The following is a 21,310-nucleotide window of genomic DNA, read 5'->3' as shown; positions in this document are numbered from 1 at the left end:
GACAAATATAAAGTTATTTAGTTTATTATAATATAACGAGTTTTTCGAATTTCTCAACCCGCTGATTTGTTAACGTCGATTTTACAGAAATCTTGTATACATACACACCTTTTCCTAATTTATCACCAAAATCATCTCTTCCATTCCATTGTATATCTTCTCGATAACTTGTCTTTCCCGAAAGAGCTTGATTCCTGGTCCAAACTACTTTTCCTGAAACCGTAAACACCTGAACCTGAACTTCCAAAAGATCACTTACAGAACCCGAATGCTCAAACCAAAACTCAGTTTGACTTATAAAAGGATTTGGATAATTAAGCACATTGCTTAAAGTAAAGCCTGCATCTTCGGCAACAACAAATTGTATCTCTTGTGTTGATGAATTATTATATACATCCCAGCCTTTAAATGTAAGCGTATGCAAACCAGGTTCTAAATCTCTGAATTTAAAATTAACAACTCCTCTGGTAAAATCATCTAATTCTGTTTCATAAAAATCATTCATAATAAACGGATTAGAATCATCGCCATCTAATATAGCAGAAATATCGTGACCAATCCCACTAGCTGTATTAATTCCGTTTTCATCCTGAAGTTTTGCTATAAGTATCGGTTCATCATTCGTGACTCCTCCTGACATAAAATTTTCATCATTCATAAACAATTCTATCTGAGGACCTTCATTATCTTCTGGAGCATTTTCATTAACATCGCCTACAAGAATTGTTTGGTCTGCTCCAGACTGGTTTTCCAAAGCTCCATTTTTTGACGAGTAAAAGCTTAACCGACCATTGCCTACAGGAATCCCTATATCTCGAGGGACAATGAACTCGAATTCAAAAAGTCCATTGGTAACAGAAGATTTCCCTCTAAATATTACTTCACCTAAGGACTTATAGTCTAATTTAATAATTTCATTAGCACTATTTCTCGTATTATCATTCGCTAAGGTGACTCGATCTATCTCTTTGTCATATATAGTAGTCTCTAATACTCCGTTATAATCTGATAGTAATGAGCCTGATTCATTCACTACCTCTCCAGAAATTTTAACCCTACTTAATGCCTTTAGCGTATCTATTTCCTGCGTAATAGGAACATCATTAACCTTTGTAAGCCTCACATTTGGTTTAGGAATCGCCATTCTCATTGCTGGATCACCAAAAAAGAAAACAACTCTTCTACTATTAGTTGTATAAGAGTTTTTCATTTGACGCACTGCCTCAGAAACGGTAAGATAATTGGATCCATCAGGAAATAAAAACCCAGACAATCTATCGTTTACTGAAATTCCGAAAGTAACGATGACATCCCTCGTTGTACTAATCAATCCTACAGCACCTCCTGTAGGATTCCAATACGTAAGTTCTCCTGCTGTATCTCTACAAGGATTATCAAACTTGGTAAACTCGCAGGTTACTGTTATAAAAATCGGGTATTTATTGGTGTTTTTAAGTTCGACAGCACTTGATTTGGTATATATAAATTCTTTTGCCAATCCATCTTCTCCTCCGTGACCAAAATAATCAATAGCGACTGCACCTGCTTCTATTGCATTAGAGACGGCTTCATTCACCCTGGGATATCTACTCCCTGATGCCGATGATTCCTGCTGAAAAGCATCTGCATAAATCTTGGTTAGATTAAAAAAAGGTTTTCTTTCGATAAGCTCATCTCCTAATTCATCAAGATTACGCTGAATAGTTTCTTCCCAATCCACATCTACATCATCTGCTATCAATAGAATGGAGTTTCGCCATCTTCCAAAAGACTGCTCACTATCATAATTAATAATTTTTGAAATCATTGCATCTGCCAACTGTGGTGAATCTGCTAATATTCTTCCCACTGCAATATCTAATTGATCACTTCCCACCATTGCTCCTTCCTCGGGATCCATTGATCCAAAGAAATCATCCGTCGCAAAAGAACTTACCAGAGAAAAGCTATTCAGACTTTGAAAAGTAGGAACTATATTGCTAAAACCACAATTCTGGTTTAACAATAATCCTCTATAATCAACAGATCCGTCTCCTAAGAGGCATAAATATTTTAGTTTTTCTGAAGGGTCCGAAGCATTATCGTATACATATCTTACTAAATTTCTGATAGCAACAATATCTTGTTTCCCACTACTAAATTCTTGATATATTTGATCCAATGGGACAACTTTTACATTATAATTATTTAATGTCCTATGATGATCTGCTAATCTGTTTGCTGCTCCCAACAAATCATTATTCGTAATAATCAGATAATCTATATCTTCAAATTGCCCTTGATTATTAAGAAAAATCGTTCCTTTAATATCCTGATTACTCACCCTCGTATTCTGATCTGTAAGAGGATCAAAATAATTAGCAGGTACGACTGTTATGTATTTTCTTGACTCTCCCAACGTAGCTTTAAAACTAAGAGACGAAGCATTATTACTATTCACTGATGATATAATCGCTGGATTAGTTACATCCCATATTTGGGATATTGAACTTGCATTAGACACATTGTATTGTCCAATACCGCTAGAAGTCGCAGCCTCTTCATAAAAGAATTCCATTTGTCCACCAACACCAGCAAGCGCTCTTTTTGCTTTAACACTTATAAAATCTAAATATGCAGTAGCAGAAGGGTTTCCATTATTGTTATACGAAAGCGTTACATTTATTTGATCAGAATTTGAAGTTACTGATTCTGTAATACTTCTTTCTGAACCAAAAGTCGTCCCTGTTATTGGTGAAAAATTAAGCGTTCCCACTTCTCCTCCATTAAAAGTTATACTCATACTAGAAGCTGCATTAGAGGTAGCCGCAGAAAAAACTCTTAATTCCACTTCTTCTGATGTGATCAAATTAGGGAAATCAAATGTGTAATTTCTAGTATTTTGGATATCAAAACGATCTCCAAACCATCGCCTACCAACTTTTACAATACTAAATTCATCCACTTCGTAGAATTGATAATCAGTATAGGAATTAATTTGCACTGTTGCAGCTCCGGACGGTTCTGTGTAATTAGTAATCCTTCTTCCGTTTGTTCCTCCTGCCGTCACATAATAATAAGACTTATCGTCATACAAGTTAATATTTGTTAAATTCTCCGGGCTATATCCTCTGGTCCCTTCTCCGTAAAACAAAATATAATCGTCTCCCGAAAAGACACCATCTCCACCACCTACAACCTGAATTGCATTTTCTCTTAAATCAAACTCCATATTATCCTGATTCACTAATGGCATCATTTGTCCACCATTACCATAAATTTTTATCGTGGCGGGATCTATTGTTGATACATCCATCCCTAAACTACTTAGAAATCCGGGTGTAATCCTAAAAACACCAGTCTTATCTACATAAAACCGAAACCATTCTCCTGTAGCCAAAACAGAATTAGTAATAGGAAAATTTTTAGAAATAGATTTTCTCCCTCCAATCTGATAAACAACATCAAATGAAATAACTTTCTTAAAAACATTTCCACTACGTATTATTGGGGACATCGTTAAAAAACCAGATTTTTTATTTCTGGCACTCGCAGATTTTATTTTAAAGCTTAAGTCTTTAGGGATCAGATTAGTATTCAGGTCTTTTAGTTCTGATCTAGACATATCCTGATATACAACATTCGCCAACTTTGCTGTCGCAGAATTAATATTTCCGGATTCTTCCCACCTCATTGTATAAAAAACACCCAGATTATCCTGATATTCAAAATTCTCTTCATTAAAACCAGGAATAGTAAAAATGGTGTTTGACGTGCTTATTTCCACATCTTTCCAGTCGATGGCAACCTTTATTGTTTGCTGTGCTGAGGCTAATACAGCACTCACAAATGCACATAAAATTATAATTTTCTTCATCATAGTGTATAACGGATTTAACACACTTTTAGTGTTCCGTTTTATTTTTGATTTTTATTCAAAAATAATAATAAACATAAAAATATTGCGTTAAACCAAAGTCAATAACAAAAACATTTTTTTGCTAATTGATATTATTTTAAAAATATTAGGGTAAATTTAACGTTAATTATTATATTGCAAGCCCTAATTTCTACTTTAACGAACTTAAAATTATGAGAAACGCGTTAGTTTTTAAGTCACTATTGGTTCTTACCATTAGTACTATGCTGATTAGTTGTAGCAAAACGGATTACAACAACAGTTCTAGAGCCACAGGCTGGAAATACAACTCCAAAGACGGTGGATTTCAGGTAAACACTAATTATAAAGAGCAAGAAACAGGACCTGGTTTGGTTTTTGTTGAAGGTGGTACCTTTACCATGGGACGTGTACAGGATGATGTGATGCATGATTGGAACAATACTCCAACACAGCAACACGTTCAATCTTTTTACATGGACGAAACAGAGGTTACCAATATTATGTATCTGGAATATCTGGATTGGCTCAAAGGTGTATATCCTCCTACTGAACTAAAATACAAGAACATATATCACGGAGCACTTCCTGATACGCTGGTATGGAGAAATCGTCTCGGTTTTAATGAAATGATGACAAATAACTATTTACGTCATCCTGCATATGCTAACTACCCAGTAGTTGGAGTGAACTGGATTCAGGCTGTAGAGTTCAGTAAATGGAGAACTGATCGTGTAAACGAAAGAATTTTAGAAGAAGAGAAAGTTATAAAACAGAATGCTCCTTTTGAGGATGTATCTGCAGAAAGTACATTCAATACAGAAACTTATTTAAACGCACCTTCTCAAACTTACGGAGGAAATGATGAAGCAACCCGAGGAGGTAGCAAATCAGAGCAGTATGCCAAAAGAAATGATTCTACCGGATTATATATCCAGCGTAAGGATGGTTTACTTTTACCTCAGTACAGACTTCCTACAGAAGCAGAATGGGAATATGCTGCTTTAGGTCTTGTAGAGCTTAGAAGTTACAATATTTACAGAGGTAGAAAAAAGTATCCTTGGAAAGGTCAATATACGCGTTCTGGAAAAAGAAGATCTCGTGGAGATCAATTAGCCAACTTTAAGCAAGGTGATGGTGATTATGGAGGAATTGCAGGATGGAGTGATGATGGAGCTGATATAACTGCTCCTGTAGCATCTTACAATCCAAATGACTATGGTCTTTATGATATGGCTGGAAATGTTGCCGAATGGGTAGCAGATGTTTATAGACCGATCGTAGATGATGAATACAATGATTTTAATTACTATAGAGGTAATGTATATACAAAAAATGCAATTAACCCTGATGGAACAGTAAAGATTGTTACTACAGATTCTATTATTTATGACACCCTGAGTAACGGTAAAATTGTTGCCAGAGTATTACCAGGAGGTATATTACAAACCCCAGTTGATGAAAACGAAACATATTTGAGAACTAACTTTACTCAGAGTGATAACATAAACTTTAGAGATGGAGATAAGAGTTCTTCCAGATATTATGAAGGGTTTCAAGACGAAAGCATTCCTAATAGAAGAATGTATAACGATCCTATTCATCAAGTAAGACCTAATGAAGAAGATAGTACTAAATTAGACAGAAGATACGATGAATCTAGTAAGAGAACTACGCTTGTAGGTAATGATAAAAGAGTTTACAAAGGTGGTTCCTGGAAAGACAGAGCATACTGGTTAGATCCTGCACAAAGAAGGTTCTTCCCTCAGGATATGTCTACAGATTATATTGGATTTAGAAACGCAATGTCTCGTGTAGGTGAGAAATCTAAAGTTAAGAAGACGCCTAAACATACAAAGCCAAAATAGAAATCAACTAATAAAGTTCGTTACAAAAACAAGCCCTGGCAGTATGCTCAGGGCTTTTTAATAAAAACTATCTCAGACATTGCATATGGATATTGCTAAAATACATCAACTATTTTTAGAAAGTAAAGGTGTTTGCACTGATACCAGGAAAATAAAAAAACAAACACTGTTTTTTGCCCTGAAAGGAGAAAATTTTGACGGAAATAAGTATGCTAATAATGCCTTAAAAGACGGAGCATCATACGCCATTGTTGATGACAAGGAACTTACGCTATCAGAAAACCATATTCTTGTTTCAGACGTCTTAGACACACTACAAAGCTTAGCTTCTTATCATAGAACGTATCTAAACACGCCTATAATTGCTCTTACAGGAAGTAATGGCAAAACAACCACCAAAGAATTAATCAACTGCGTTTTATCAACCAAATACAACACAACAGCTACCTCAGGAAATCTTAACAATCATATCGGCGTCCCTCTCACCTTACTATCAATGAATGAGGAAACCGAAATAGGTATTGTAGAAATGGGAGCTAATCATCTTAAAGAAATAGAGTTCCTATGTAATATCGCTAAACCCGATTATGGTTATATCACCAATATTGGCAAAGCACATCTTGAAGGTTTTGGAAGTTTAGAGGGCGTGTTACAGGGTAAAACAGAATTATATAGATACTTAAAGAAAAATGACAAGCTTATTTTCCTGAATGCAGAGGACAAAAAATTATCAAATAATTCTATTGGAATAAAAAAAATTTCGTTTTCTACAAAGAGTGAAAGTGATATCTCTATACAATTAGAAGAAATTGATCCAATGGTAAAAGTCAATTATAAAAACACTAATATTAATAGCAACCTAATTGGATCTTATAACTTTACCAATATTGCTGCAGCAATTACCATAGGTGCATATTTTAATGTTTCTCCAAAAAAAATAAAAACTGCGATTGAATCGTATACCCCTGCCAATAATCGTTCTCAGATCATAACCAAAGGCAAACTCACAATCATTCTAGATGCTTATAATGCAAATCCTACAAGTATGAGTGCGGCAATTGATAATTTTGAACAATTAGGTTATAATACTAAAACAGTATTCCTGGGAGACATGTTCGAGTTAGGCAAGGAGGCTTTTACAGAACATCAAAAAATAGTCGACCGTATCATTAACACCTCTATTCATACAATCTATTTGATTGGAGAAAACTTTTTACACACTTCTTGCGATGATCCTCGAGTAAAGAAATATAAAACTTTTACAGATCTTTCAGAAAATTGGATTTCAGAACAAAACCAAACTGCTATCCTTATCAAAGGATCCAGAGGTATGCAATTAGAACGTATTCTCAATTTAATGTGAAACGATACATCACTCTGATCTTAATCTTTACTGATATGTTTTTCTAATAGATCCAGCGCTTCTTTAGTAGATTTTTTCAACACCTTTTTGAGAAATAATGACGCAATTATTTTTTTGATAATCGACTTGGTTCCTGGATATATTTCTACAACAAGCTGGCAAGAGTTTTCTGAAATAGAGGTAATTATAAAAAACTGATACAAAGAATCAATAGGGACATCTTTAGTCAATTCTCCATATATTAATTGATCTGGATTAGCCTTTTTTGTAACTGTAGTAAAATTAAGTCTTTTTCCATCAATAACACATACATGTTCTGTACCCAATCTGGTTACTTCATCTGGGTCATATTCTAATTTATCAAGTCCTTTTACCCAATGATGACGATGCTTATAATTAGTTATATACTCTAATAACTCTTCTGCGGAAATATTGAATTTTTTCTCGATTACAATACTGGGAGAACTCGTAAATGTCACCTCATAAGGTGTTTCGTATGAAGTAAGCTTTAGTTTATCCTTATCTATTTCAGAGAAGATGTATTTAATACTTTCTCCATCATAGATGTCATCATTAGCAGAAAAGTTGAATAATTGACTCTTATAGCTATCCAAAATACCAATAATATTACTTACACGATCGCTAAGTAATACATAATTATCACTCGAAATTGAGTTTTTCAATAATCTATGGGCTTGTATAACTGATTGTCCAAATGGTTTTCGTTTTTTTTGCACAGTAATAAACTGTAACTCCCCACAATGCACAATAATTTTTAACTGAAGGTTTGAAGCCGTAGCACAAGCATTACAAGGACAAACACGATTTTTTTCTAACAGTTTCAAGTGGCTATAAAACCCTGTATACATAGTCTCTATCTGTGCCAATAATTTTTCTTGAGAAGGAATTTCATTTTCTTTAAAAAAAAACAAAGCATCACCCTCTATCTCCGCAAGATGTAATTTTTGAGTATTTGCCTTTATTAGAACTTCTAATAGTTCTGCTATAACATGTTGACTATGCTCCACTTCTGTAGTTTGCACAAATTGAGTATATCCCGATATATCTGGTATAAATAATAATGATTCGAACATAGTCATAAGATTATCAATGGAATGCTTAAAGCTAACAATTTCTACTCGGGCAGGAGTCTTTTCACAAATTAATTTTTTGTATACCCATAATTAAAAAAATGATTAACCGCATGTAGTACTTGTACAAAAAGGTTAAACCATTATTTTCCTAAACTAAAAGGTCAAAAGAATACAATACATCTTTCATATAAAAAACATTTGTTATACTCAAAAATACAATAGAATCTGTTTCGTACTCATAAATAGATAATTTTACTAAAAAAATCTAATCTATATAGGTATATGAATATTCTCAAAGCTCTTTTGATTGTATTAGTTATTCATTATTCTGGCTTTGCACAGGATTTGACCATCCCGCCAAAAAAATATATTGATTCTATAAAAATAGAAAATAGTATAGCCCGAATTAATAGTAACTACCCATTATCAGATCAAAAAAACAGAAAACAGTGGGAGTTTCTCAAAAAACATTCGGATGAGTTTACAACAAACATACTGGATACCAGCAAATGGTATGAAAATAATCCAAAATGGAAAGGAAGACCTCCCACCTATTTTCATCCATCTAATGTGAGCATAGAAAACGATGAATTAGTCATCCGGGTGAACCAGCATCAAAATGAAAAATTACCAAAAAACTTTACTCATACAACTGGCTTTATCAAAAGTAAAGAAAAGTTCTTGTATGGATATTTTGAAGCATCACTTAAACTGATGGATGCTCCCTGGGTTTCAGGTTTCTGGATGACTAATGTGGGGAAAGATTGGTGGACCGAAATCGACATCTGTGAAAATGCTCCCGGATTGACATATAATAGAAATGATCTGAATTCTAATTTACATGTATTTAGAGCCCCAAAAGGCAAAGGAGATGTGAAAAATCATTTCTCAAGAACCAAAAAATACTATTTCCCACAAGAATTACAACAAGATTATCACGTCTGGGGTTTAGAATGGACTCCCGAATTTATAAGATTTTACATAGATGGAATACTATTCAGAGAGGCAAAAAACACGCATTGGCACCAACCCCTGGAAATTAACATCAATTGTGAATCCAACAAATGGTTTGGAGCATTACCGGATGACAATCGCCTCAACGGGGAATATCACGTACAATATGTTAGAATATGGAAAAAAAAGTAGTAGAACACATATGAACAATGTACATTTTATACTATTCATTTTGGGGGTGTTTTCATGTGCTGTGCAGGGACAGAATCAGAATATGCTACAAGGTTATGCTACCACCAACAGGATAAAAACCAACCTTAATAATGGCTGGAAATTCCATCGAGGCGAAGTCCCTGAAAATCCTGAAAAAACTGAGTTTGATGATGCTAATTGGCAAAAGGTATCAATCCCACATACACTACAACTAGTATCCTATGAAATGGATAGTATTGGTGAAAATTGGGTTCAAAAAAAATATCTTAGAGATTTTGGTTGGTATCGTAAAAGTATTATGATTAACGCCTCCTCTTCTGAAAAAGTCTTCCTGGAATTTGAAGGAGTTCATAATGCTACTGAGGTATGGATCAATGGAAAACCTGTTGGCAATTATAACATAAATGGATACACTCCTTTCCATTTTGACATCACAGATTATGTGAATTTTGGTAAAGAAAACCTAGTTGTAATTAAAGCTGACAACCGTTTTGATGCTACTATTCCTCCTGATCCACATAGAACAGATTATGTCAAATTTGGAGGATTGTACCGGGATGTTTATCTCGTAACTACTAATAAATTACACGTAAACTACAATTGGGAAAAATTTGATGCAGGTGTTCATATTACAACTCCTACTGTGCATAAAAGAAATGGAACCGTATCTGTCAAAACAACTGTTACTAATGAGAATACTATTGCTAAAAACTGCAAAATTGTAACCAAAATAATTAACAATCAGGGATACGTTCTAAAAACACTAAATCAACAGGTTGATATCCCTGCTAATACTCAACATACATTCAGACAAACAACAACTATAGAAGATGATTTTCATCTCTGGTCACCAAACAACCCATACCTATACAGAGCCTATTCTATTATTTATGATGAAAATACACCAGTAGATTTTGTCGAAAATAAATTTGGTTTCAGAGAATTTAAACTGATACCAGGAACAGGTTTTGTTCTTAATGGAAAGCCAATTTTTTTAATTGGAGTCAACAGGCATCAAAACTATCCGAATATTGGAGATGCTGTTCCTAATTCCTTTCATTATAATGAAGCACTACAATACAAAAAAGCAGGAATTAACATTATCAGGTTATCGCATTACACACAAGATGATGCTTTTCTCAATGCCTGTGATGCATTAGGAATATTAGTGTATGAAGAACCTTCTACCTGGATTGAATGGGGCGATGATGTATGGTTCTCCAAATTAGAGTCAGCAACCAGAACAATGATCAGAAATCACAGAAACCACCCATCTATTATCTTTTGGGGAGCAGGAATTAATCATCGAGGTCCCGTACCGAGCATGCAACAGGTAGCAAAAGAAGAAGATCCTTTTAGGCTGACCGCCTCTGCATCCAGCCCGTGGAATGGTATTACCAATGCAGGGATTACAGACGTATATGCTACTATGGATTATAGAAGAACCGAATTTACTGAAAGTGATTTTGAAATGGTAATGGAACATGGGAGCTCTATCGATGCCGAGGTAAATCAATTTCATATTTCCAGATATAAAGGAAGTAAACAAAATATAGCAGCTATAGCCTGGTTAGGTGCTGACTACAACCATCTATTACCTACAGACAATCGCTGGAGTCGAGATTATATGACCAATTATGCAATACTGAGCCCTTACAGAATTGCAAAACCAGCATACTATTGGTATCAATCAGAATTGGTACCAACTCCTATAGTGCATATTGCCGATCAAACTGCCTCTAAAAATGGAAAGGTAAGAATCTATAGTAATTGCCAGGAGGTTGCGTTGTACCATAATGATATACTAATCAGTATTCAAAAATCAGATAGTGATATCACCAAATCCAATTTGGAACACCCATCATTTACATTTCTTTTTAATTGGAAAAAAGGTGCTCTAAAAGCTATAGGTTATAATAATGGTATACAAATAACAGAGCACAGCCGTAAAAAAGAAGAAACTCCGTATCAGATTAAAGTAGATTTCAATATCAATGACAAACCTTTGTATGCTGGAGGTTCTGATATGAGAATTGCTCACGCGTATATTCTAGATAAAAACGGAGAAATCGTAACTTCTGCCAAAAATAAAGTTTTATTTACTGTTTCTGGTGATGGAGAAATTGTAGACAATGGTAAAATTGGTGCAAATCCTGCTACAGTATATAGTGGTGTTGCTTCTATTTATATCAGAGCCAAAGATAAAGCAGGTACAATTACACTAAAAGCTACTTCAAAAGGACTTAAAGCTGGTAATGCCGCTATTGACACACAAGTATTTAATACAAACGAAATAGAACGAAATGCGCAACCTATTTTTGATTACCCTATTCTAAAAGTAGATATAGGAGGTGGTGAACAACTCATAGAACATAACTGGATCCCCTGGACAGGAGCATCAGATAAAAATCTTACCTATAAAAATAAAGTTTATGGAGGTTTTGAAATAAAAATAAGTAGTAGTGATTCCATCCATTGGCACAAAACGAGTGCTGTAACCGGAGCGTTAAGCTTTGTTTCTGCAGATGGAATATATACAAATAACAAAGAACTTACACTACAACTATCTGCCTTACAAAAAGGCAATTACATTCTGGAAACCTACCATCACGCCGTCAAAAAAGATAGTAAACTGATTAATGATATAGAGGTTCGTATAAAAGATAGTGATGGAGAGTTACTAAAAAAAGTAGATGATCATATTGTCGATTATTATAAAAATGCATCTACTGGTGAGAGAAAACCATTATATATACGATCAAAAATTAGTTCTAATGGTACAGACTCCATTATTTTAAATTTCAAAAATCTCAATAAAGAAGGAAATATGTGGATTAATGGGTTTATTCTCAAAAGAATACATTAATTTTTAAAAAGAAACAATACTTATGAGAAGATCATTCTATATAAAACTGTTAGTGATAAGCTTACTTCCAGGTTACATTACTCCTTCACTTGGGCAAACAACACTAGTCTCTTTTGATGATACTCATATTACTTATGAAGGGAGAATAGGAAAAAAAGAAACCACATCAGAAATTTATTGGTCTGGATCTTCTATACATATCAATTTTGAAGGAACGGCTATTAAGGCAACGCTTGAGGACGAAAATGGCACTAATTATTTCAATATTATAATTGATGGGCAAGTAGCAGTACTAAAACTTAAAAAAGGAAGACAATCCTATACACTTGCAGAACATCTGGACTCTGGAAAACACTCACTTTTATTAACTAAAAGAAATGAGTGGACTTATGGTATGACTTCTTTTTATGGTTTCGAAATAGATGATTATAAAGCCCTCCCACCTCCCAAAAAGAAATCAGTATTTATTGAATTCTATGGAGACTCTATCACCACCGGGCATGGCAATGAAGATACTTCTGGCAATGATAAACCCGACGGTAGTGTCACTAATAATTATAATACATACGCCGCCATGACAGCGAGATCTTTTCACGCAGACTATACCTGCATTGCCAGAGGTGGGATTGGAGTTATGGTAAGCTGGTATGATATGATAATGCCGGAAATGTATAATCGTTTAAACCCTAAAGATCCAAAAAGCATCTGGGATTTTAGTCAGAAAATCCCGGATATTGTAGTCATCAACTTATTTCAGAATGACTCCTGGATTGTAAATAAACCAGATAATCCAGAGTTTAAGAGAAGATTTGGAACTAAAAAGCCTACTAAAAATTTTATCATCACATCCTATCAATCATTTATAAAAAAAATTAGAAAACAGTATCCAAAAGCAAGTATTATTTGCTTGCTAGGAAATATGGATAGTACCAAAGATGATTCTGAGTGGCCTGAATATGTAGATACCGCTGTAAGATCCATGCAGGATGATCATATTTATACCTGCATTGTACCTTTTAAGAAAACAAAAGGGCATCCTAATGTTGAAGAACATAAAGTTATTGCAGAAAAATTATCAGAAATAATTAAAACAAAAATACAGCTATGAGGTTTTTAGTCACGTTGATTATTGTATTTCATTCACTTATTATATCTTCTCAGGAAGACAAATTAATTTTTGCAAAAGAAATACCAATTAAACTAAAAAGTCAATCTTCTTACTCGTTCCTTATTGGTTATGAAGTAAAAGAAAACAGCGACATTGCATTAGATTTTTCTGGTGGTCCACAAAAATTCTGGGCAGGAAAAACAATCCCTGTCACTAAAGGAAAAGGCATAATAACGTTTCAGATAAATTCTAAAAACAAACCAAAAATTGGTACTGATTATAAAGTCATTGTTGCTATTAGAAAATCAGGAGGTGACTGGAAAACAAATAAACTTGCACTCGTTATCAAAAATATCGAAGTTACCAAAGAAGAGCTACGGGTTCTTGATGATGCCAGTTTTTCACCTTTGACACCTGTAAAACAAGCTAGCAAAGATGTCTTTAGTTTTGAGATAAATTATATTGCTAGTCAGGAGCGAAAAATTAGTGTTGCCATTTATAATCAAAATCAATGGATTGGTGCCAGCAAAAATATCAATGTAGTTAAAGGCAAAGGAACCAAAAAAGTTCAAGTTCGTGTGAAATCACCTCCAGAAGGTAAGAAATACAAATATGTACTTTATTATGGCTCAGGAGATGGTTTTCCTGATAAAAATATTACCAGTAAAGAAATTAGTGGCGTTACTTTTACTGCGCCACAAAAGACATTAAGTCTCCACGAACTAAGAGAAAAAAGCATCATTCTTTCTTTAAATAAAACTTCGAATATTCTTACACTTCCCGGAGCTTTAGTCTATAACAGTATTCAAATCATTACTCCAAATGGCGAGATCATAAGAGAAGTAAAAAACACAAATTCTATAGAAATAACTGATCTCCAGAAAGGAGCATATTTTGTTGTTACAGGTAAAAATGAATATTATCAATTTGTAAAAATTTAAAAACAGATGATGAAGTATAAAATATCAATGATCGTTGCTTTTAGCATACTATCTACGGTTTTTTCTCAGGAAAATACAGTTACCATAGACCTAACTACACAAAAATATATCGGAGAGGAAAGCACCCTGAAGCGAGAAAAATATTTTAGCTATCACGGTTCTTTTGATTGGGAATTGGCATCAGAATCAACTTACCTATTCGATCAACTAGGAATTGAGTTTGGCAGATCGTTTGCAGGTCCAGCTCCTTTCAGAAAGTCTAAAACGACCATTCCCTCTCCTTCTGAAGCCCAAAAAAGAGGCGAAAACACTCTGAAATCTAAGCAAAATAGCTCCTTATACAAAAAGTACAAAACAGCTGATTTTATAATTACAGATCACCCTCGCAGTGCCTTTCAGCTAGATATGGATTATGATAAAATAGCGGCATACAATGTAGCATATATAAAAAGTGCATTCTCTGAGATACCAAAATATTATGAAGTAATGAATGAGCCATTTGTACATGCAAAAGATTATGTAGAAAGCTGGGATCAAACGGGTATGGTTATCTTAGAAATGTCTAAATTACATAAAGTTGTGGCAGACAAAATCCATGCAGAAATCCCGGGAATGATGGTGGGAGGTTACTCCTCTGCCTGGCCAGAAGTAGACCGAGAAAACTTTGACCATTGGAACAGCCGCATGAAATTATTTATGGATACTGCCGGGGAACACATGAAATTCTTTGCCACTCATTTGTATGATGGCAGAAATGTTACTGGAGATTTTAATTACCGATCCGGAAGTAATTCTGAAGCTATTTTGGACCTGATAGAAGCATATAGCTATAAAAAATGGGGAATTGTAAAACCCCATTTGATTTCTGAATATGGATACACAAGCAAAGGCTTACTGGGCAAACCATATTCTCCAACACTAAATGGTATCACTCTAACATCTTGTAATAATATACTAATGTCACTATTAGATAAACCAGATAGGTTATTAAAAGCGATACCCTTTATTGTAGGAGAAGCAAACTGGTTTTATAAGGATACAACTAAAAATCCTGAAGGGCATCCCTATCCCTGGGTAATCGTAAGAAGAACAAAAGATGGAGGAAAAAAATTCACACATCTTAAAAAATTTTATGAACTATGGAAAAACGTAGCAGGAGATAGAGTAGCCATCCATTCAAAAAATCCAGATATACAAGCCCACGCTTTTGTAAAAAAAAACAAAGCCTATATTGCAGTAAATAATTTACACGATAAAGCGCAAAAAATCAATCTGGATTTCCTGAATACCAGCAATACTTTTATAAAAAACATAACCTTACGTAGGTTGTACACAAATGCATCTGGCATTCCCAAGTTGATATATTTTACCAATTATGACCTTACAGAAAATATTACACTCAAAATTGGAGAAACGATCATTTTAGAATGTGATCTTAACGAAATCGCATTTAGAAATACCTTAACAGAAAACAACTACTATTCAAAGACATATTTACAAAAAATTGAAGCAAATAAGCCATTAAACTTTTTGATAGAAAAAGTGCAAACAGGAGCCAATGGAAAGGCTTTTATAAAAATGGGAATTGGTAGAACACATACACTAAGTAAAAAACCTATAGTGTCAATTAATGGTAATACAGTTGAGGTTCCTGATAACTGGGCAGGATATGATCAAGCTAATCGAGAACAGTTTTTTGGAGTTATTACTATTCCATTTGATATCAAACATACAATTCCCGGAGAGAACAAAATACAGCTTACTTTTCCTGATACCGGAGGATTTGTTAGTTCAGTAATTCTGAACATAGAACTTTTACAATAATCATATCAACACTACCAATTTATATTTAAAATAATCTATTCAGCTATGCTCATTTTCTTTTATCCTTTTCAAAATAAAAATTAAGCTTAGGCAAAAACATCCAGTTTTTTTGTTATGAATCAGGAATAACAACTCATTGTAATACAACACAGCTATTCACTTATAAAAAAAGTGTATTATCGATTAATTATAACATTTTACATCCCGAATTAGACAAAAGAGCCTTATTTATTAAAAAGCATTATTTGAGTTAAACGTTGTTGCAAGATTTTTGTCTCAAAAAGAAATATTTTTTTGTATCGAAACTGGGTTCATAGAAGTATAAAGCAATTTTTAAATAATGGACAAAGACACTGCACTAATTAATAAAATTGTCGATCTGGCATTATCAGACACAGAGTTATCCGCACTAAAAGAACGTTTATATCTTGATCCGGATTTCAAAAAAAAGGTATCCTGCTATTTAGAAAGTGAAGCGATTGTCAATCAGCATTATGAAACAGCCCAAAATCACGAACAGATCGCAACATGGAAAGAAATACTTGATATAGAAATTACATCAACAAGGAAAAAAAATACCTGGAAATGGATTGGAGGGATTGCTGCAAGTTTCTTACTCTTTTTTGGTATCTTGCAAACAAGCTTGAATATAAAAAATCCTGAATTAACTGTTATTTTAAAAGAATCCTGGAATAAAAAAATAGGACTGGATTATAACACTTTGAGAGGTGCTGATAAAAATCTTCTCAAAACAAGAGTACTCACCGCTTTTAGATATTATGAAAATAAGGAATATGATAAAACAATACAAGAGTTAAGTGAATTAAAAACAACAATGCCCTATTATGAGGATGCTCTATTATTAAGAGGACTTTCATTGTTTAAAATTGGAAATATCGATGAAGCATTAAAAACTCTGGATACCTTATCAAGATATCCAACGGGTAAAAAGAACAAAGAAGCCTTATGGTATAAAGGGCTTATCCATTTAGAACTAGGGAATATAAAACTGGCTAAACGATTTCTAAAAATACCAGATAAAAAGAATACAGAAATAAAATTAAAGAAATAAAAATCGATCATACAACTTCATGTTACAAAAACATTTTTTTTATTTACTTATAATATTTTTTATCCCTTCTTTAACTTTTTCAAAGACTTTAAATGACACCTTAGTAGCCTCTCAATATTATCATACAGGAGATTCTTTATTGACAAACTGGGAATTTGAACCCTCTATATCCTTTTTTAAAAAAGCTCTTTTTATTTATGAAAAAACGTGTACTTGGGAGAAGGCTGCAAAATGCTACAATAAGATTTCTGAACTTAAAAGACATGTAAATGAATATGAAAAATCAATATCGTTTGCTCATAAGGCATTAAAAATAGATACTAAGGATTTTACAAAAAACAAAAGAGAAGACGCAAATGCTTATGATAACATTGGAAGTTATTATGAAACCTACAAATCGGATTTTAAAACCGCATTGCATTATTATAAAAAAGCTTTTGTAATAAGAGAAAGAGAAAAGTATGATACCGAAATTATAATTTCGTACCTGAATATTGGCAAAATAAAGCAAATACAAGGACTCTATAGTCAAGCATTAAAAGATTTTGAAACTGCTCTTGATATTAGCATACAGTCTTTTGATAAAGATCACTACAGCAATGCAACCATATATCTCGAAATTGGAAATAATAATTTACATAATTGGAAGTTTGACAACGCTTTAAAATATTATCAAAAGGCTTTTGATCTGCGTTCTCAGAAATTTGGTGAGGACAATCTAAAAACACTTGAAGCTTATGATAAAATTGGAATTATCCATTATCAAAAAAGAAAAAATGATATTGCCTTACAATTTTTTGAGAATACGTTAGCTCTTAAACTAAAAAAATTAGGGAAAAACCATTCTATAGTAGCGACGACTTATTCGACCATTGGAGATATTTATAAAGAAAAAGGAGATTATAACAAGGCATTGATATATCAAAAAAAAGCGTTAGAAATAAAACAAAAAATATTAGGAGAATATCATTTTGAACTTTCTGAAATTTATTTCGCATTAGGAATTATATACTATCGAACCGGAATTTATGACAAAGCCCTGGAATTCTATTACAAAGACATTTTAACTAAGAAAAAAGTACTGGGAGATAACAGCCTGAAATTAGCCACCACATATAATAATATCGGATTAGTATTGGTGCTAAAAAACTTATACAAAAAAGCAGAATCATACTTTAAAAAATCCTCTTCAATAAAAGAACGAATTTATGGAGAAAATCACATAGCTATTGCAGATTCGTATAACAACCTGGGACTCACATATAATAAGCAAGAAAATAAAGAAAAAGCATTGTTTTATTATAAAAAATCTTTAAACACACATGAACAAACCTACTCAAAACATGAATTACTAAGAAGTAATTCCCTTAAAGAAATAGGGCGTATTTATTTAGCAGAAAGGAAATCAGATAGTGCTCTGTACTATTTTAAAAAAACATTAAACATAAAAGTAAAACTATATGGTAATGACCACCCTGGCACCTCAACGATCTGCAACCTAATTGGTAATGCTTATCACAATAAAAAGGATTATCAGAATGCACTGTATTATTACAATAAAGTTCTAAAAATACAGGGAGAAATTTCAGAAAAAAACGATCTTATTGTCGCTAGTTCTTATAATTTGATGGCTAACACATATACGAAGATAAAGGATTATAAAAAAGCACAGCTATATTATGAAAAAGCAGTAAACATAAATATAAAAAAGGATCAATATAATACTAATATATTTGATCCGACCAAGTATTCTTATCCAGAAATTCTGATGGATACTTTTTATAATAATGCGAAGATGCTGCAAACTTTTCATTCAGAAAACCAAAATGCCAGCCTCTTAAAACAGAGTATCATTCTTTACCAGAATATAGATATCCTGATTAACTATATCCGAAATTCTTACCAAAATTATCTCGATAAAGTATCTTTTTCAAAGAAAGCAAAAGAAATTTATGGCGATGCTATAAAGGCGCAATTATCAATGTATTTTGAAACTCAAGAAAAAAGGGAATTAAAAAAAGCATTTTACTACTCAGAGAAAAGCAAAGCCAATACGCTCAAAGAATTATTAAATGATGCTAATGCTAAAAACTTTGGTCAATTGCCTAATACATTATTAGATGTTGAGAAAAATATAAAAAAAGATCGTGCTATTTATCAATCGTTACTTACCAATGAAAAGTCAAAAAAAACTACTGATCTCACAAAGATAAGACAATACGAAAATTTATTATTTGATATTAATCAAAGACAAGATTCTATTATATTATTATTTGAAAAAAAATCCCAAAAATATCAACAACTTAAGTATCAAAACAAGGTAGTATCTGTATCAGAAATTCAACAAAAGTTAGATAAGAAAACCAGCTTATTGGAGTATTTTGTTATTGATAACATCACTTATATTTTTACTATATCTAAAAATAACATTACGATAAAAAAATTACTAATACCAGAATTGACAGATAAGATCAAACGGTTACAAGAAGCTATAACTATAGAAAACAATGCGAGCTATAAAGACCTGGCATATACATTATACCAAAAACTAATCCATCCAATTGCCAGTGAAATCAGAGGAGATCAACTGATTATTATTCCAGACGGATCATTATGGCATCTTAATTTTGATCTTCTATTAACTCAAAAAGAAAACAACACTACTAAGCCCAAAAATTTATCATACTTATTAAGAAACTATGTAATTTCATATGCTAACTCTGCTACATTATTATTCAACCCTCTGAACAATTATACGAAACCATCAGATGTTCAAAATAAATGCCTTGCTTTTTCTTTTTCGGACACTACTAAAACCTTTACTACGAACACCCAATCATTAACCACATTAAGAAATAGTGGAGATGATCTACCTGGAACACGTGAAGAGATAAAAGCCATTGCCAACATTATTGACGGGCAATTTTATTCTGGAAATCAAGCTATTGAAACTAACTTTAAGCAGCAGGTAAGTAAATATAACATTCTCCATCTGGCATTACACGGAGAGGTCGATAATGAAAATCCGGAAAACTCCAGACTTTATTTTACTAAAACCAGGGATTCTATAGAAGACAATCTATTATATAGTCATGAATTGTTCACCCTAAATATACCCGCAGAATTAGCGGTATTAAGTGCTTGCAATACAGGTGCAGGCAAAATTGCTAAAGGAGAAGGTATTATGAGTTTAGGAAATGCTTTCCAATATGCTGGTACAAAAAGTTTACTACTCAGTAGCTGGGAAGTCTCTGATAAGGCGACTCCAGAACTTATGAAATACTTTTATACCAATCTTAAAAAAGGCATGAACAAAGCCAAAGCATTACAACAGGCAAAACTTCAATACCTCCATACAGCAGAAGTTTTTTATACCAATCCTTTTTATTGGGGAAGTTTTTATCTGATTGGCGATACAGCTCCCATTGACTTTCAGAATAAGACATACACTATCTATTGGAGTATTGGGCTGATTATTATAGGATTTCTGGGCTTGTTTTTCTTTATAAGAAATTCAGATCAGAACTGATAATATTGCGTGCTAATGATTTAGATGCGAAAATATCAGTTTTTTTGTTATGAATAAAGAAATACTACTCATAGTAATATAATACATCTATTTAATCATAAAAAAGTGTATTAGAGATTATAACATTTTACATTCTAAATTAGACATAAGAATCTTATAATTCTTAGATGAAATCATCGTAAGCTGAATCAAATTATTTTTTAATTCTGACGAGAAAGAAAAATTCATAGATAGCAGCGCTATCGATGCTTTTTATTTCGAAGTGTGAAACAAAAGAAATTATTTTAACAAGTAATTTATTTTGAAAATTGAATTATTAAAAAAATTCTATTTGAGAGTAAACTACCTCGGGGCAAGCCCATGAGGCATTTATTGGAAAAAACATGTTGATTTCGAGGCAAGCCTCGGAGCATTTATATCTCGATTATCGAGTAATACGATTTGTGATTAAAAAATTCGTATAAATTCATTGAATTATTTTTTCTTTATGCAAGGCAAAAAAATCAAGCATAGCTATAGCTACGGTTTATTTTTTAAACAAAGTAGAAAGGAAAAAGAAACGATAAATATGCGAAATTTTTAGTTATAAATCGTATAAAAC

11 protein-coding genes are annotated in these 21,310 nt (G+C 32.9%); 9 read left to right on the top strand and 2 right to left on the bottom strand.

The features are described from left to right. Nucleotides 1–25: 25 nt before the first annotated feature. Nucleotides 26–3,856, bottom strand: coding sequence for a type IX secretion system sortase PorU (gene porU, locus F0000_RS14985; RefSeq protein ID WP_255452761.1), 3,831 nt, complete (start codon nt 3,854–3,856; stop codon nt 26–28). 215 nt (nt 3,857–4,071) lie between these two features. On the opposite strand from porU, the gene gldJ reads away from it, so the two are divergent. After that, nucleotides 4,072–5,745: a gliding motility lipoprotein GldJ gene (gldJ, locus tag F0000_RS14980; RefSeq protein WP_149625538.1), complete on the top strand. Its 1,674-nt coding sequence runs from the start codon at nt 4,072–4,074 to the stop codon at nt 5,743–5,745. A gap of 85 nt (nt 5,746–5,830) precedes the next feature. Then, nucleotides 5,831–7,108, top strand: a complete 1,278-nt coding sequence (gene murF / locus F0000_RS14975; protein ID WP_149625537.1) for a UDP-N-acetylmuramoyl-tripeptide--D-alanyl-D-alanine ligase — start codon at nt 5,831–5,833, stop codon at nt 7,106–7,108. A 20-nt stretch (nt 7,109–7,128) separates the two neighbouring features. On the opposite strand, the gene F0000_RS14970 is transcribed toward murF, so the two are convergent. Next, a complete protein-coding gene (locus F0000_RS14970) occupies nt 7,129–8,202 on the bottom strand; it encodes a DUF2652 domain-containing protein (protein ID WP_149625536.1) in 1,074 nt (357 codons plus the stop codon). 282 nt (nt 8,203–8,484) lie between these two features. On the opposite strand from F0000_RS14970, the gene F0000_RS14965 reads away from it, so the two are divergent. The 7 genes from F0000_RS14965 (at nt 8,485) to F0000_RS14935 (ending at nt 20,709) form a co-directional block, all read left to right on the top strand. Beyond that, nucleotides 8,485–9,348 (top strand): family 16 glycosylhydrolase, encoded by an 864-nt coding sequence (locus F0000_RS14965; protein ID WP_149625535.1) that lies wholly within the window; start codon nt 8,485–8,487, stop codon nt 9,346–9,348. Further along, nucleotides 9,287–12,235 (top strand): glycoside hydrolase family 2 TIM barrel-domain containing protein, encoded by a 2,949-nt coding sequence (locus tag F0000_RS14960; protein ID WP_255452764.1) that lies wholly within the window; start codon nt 9,287–9,289, stop codon nt 12,233–12,235. The genes F0000_RS14965 and F0000_RS14960 overlap by 62 nt, the downstream gene beginning before the upstream one ends. Before the next feature lie 22 nt (nt 12,236–12,257). After that, the gene (locus F0000_RS14955; RefSeq protein ID WP_149625533.1) at nt 12,258–13,343 is read left to right on the top strand and encodes an SGNH/GDSL hydrolase family protein; all 1,086 of its coding nucleotides are present in this window, start codon (nt 12,258–12,260) and stop codon (nt 13,341–13,343) included. Beyond that, nucleotides 13,340–14,284 (top strand): hypothetical protein, encoded by a 945-nt coding sequence (locus F0000_RS14950; RefSeq protein ID WP_149625532.1) that lies wholly within the window; start codon nt 13,340–13,342, stop codon nt 14,282–14,284. Before F0000_RS14955 ends, F0000_RS14950 begins: the two co-directional genes overlap by 4 nt. 9 nt (nt 14,285–14,293) lie before the next feature. Next, nucleotides 14,294–16,108 (top strand): beta-agarase, encoded by a 1,815-nt coding sequence (locus tag F0000_RS14945; RefSeq protein ID WP_149625531.1) that lies wholly within the window; start codon nt 14,294–14,296, stop codon nt 16,106–16,108. A 340-nt stretch (nt 16,109–16,448) separates the two neighbouring features. Beyond that, the gene (locus F0000_RS14940) at nt 16,449–17,180 is read left to right on the top strand and encodes a tol-pal system YbgF family protein (protein WP_149625530.1); all 732 of its coding nucleotides are present in this window, start codon (nt 16,449–16,451) and stop codon (nt 17,178–17,180) included. Between the two features lie 19 nt (nt 17,181–17,199). Beyond that, nucleotides 17,200–20,709: a CHAT domain-containing protein gene (locus tag F0000_RS14935; protein ID WP_149625529.1), complete on the top strand. Its 3,510-nt coding sequence runs from the start codon at nt 17,200–17,202 to the stop codon at nt 20,707–20,709. Nucleotides 20,710–21,310 lie beyond the last annotated feature (601 nt).

Origin of the sequence: Aquimarina sp. RZ0 (assembly GCF_008370685.1) — a bacterium.
GTDB lineage: Bacteria > Bacteroidota > Bacteroidia > Flavobacteriales > Flavobacteriaceae > Aquimarina.
The sequence above is the reverse complement of the archived record's forward strand: the minus strand, read 5'-3'. Positions and strand labels throughout refer to the sequence as shown.

Coding starts and splice junctions, on each gene's coding strand:
- F0000_RS14955 (WP_149625533.1), top strand. CDS start 12,258: ATGAGAAGATCATTCTATATAAAACTGTTAGTGATAAGCTTACTTCCA.
- F0000_RS14950 (WP_149625532.1), top strand. CDS start 13,340: ATGAGGTTTTTAGTCACGTTGATTATTGTATTTCATTCACTTATTATA.
- F0000_RS14945 (WP_149625531.1), top strand. CDS start 14,294: ATGAAGTATAAAATATCAATGATCGTTGCTTTTAGCATACTATCTACG.
- porU (WP_255452761.1), bottom strand. CDS start 3,856: ATGAAGAAAATTATAATTTTATGTGCATTTGTGAGTGCTGTATTAGCC.
- F0000_RS14940 (WP_149625530.1), top strand. CDS start 16,449: ATGGACAAAGACACTGCACTAATTAATAAAATTGTCGATCTGGCATTA.
- gldJ (WP_149625538.1), top strand. CDS start 4,072: ATGAGAAACGCGTTAGTTTTTAAGTCACTATTGGTTCTTACCATTAGT.
- murF (WP_149625537.1), top strand. CDS start 5,831: ATGGATATTGCTAAAATACATCAACTATTTTTAGAAAGTAAAGGTGTT.
- F0000_RS14960 (WP_255452764.1), top strand. CDS start 9,287: ATGACAATCGCCTCAACGGGGAATATCACGTACAATATGTTAGAATAT.
- F0000_RS14935 (WP_149625529.1), top strand. CDS start 17,200: ATGTTACAAAAACATTTTTTTTATTTACTTATAATATTTTTTATCCCT.
- F0000_RS14970 (WP_149625536.1), bottom strand. CDS start 8,202: ATGTTCGAATCATTATTATTTATACCAGATATATCGGGATATACTCAA.
- F0000_RS14965 (WP_149625535.1), top strand. CDS start 8,485: ATGAATATTCTCAAAGCTCTTTTGATTGTATTAGTTATTCATTATTCT.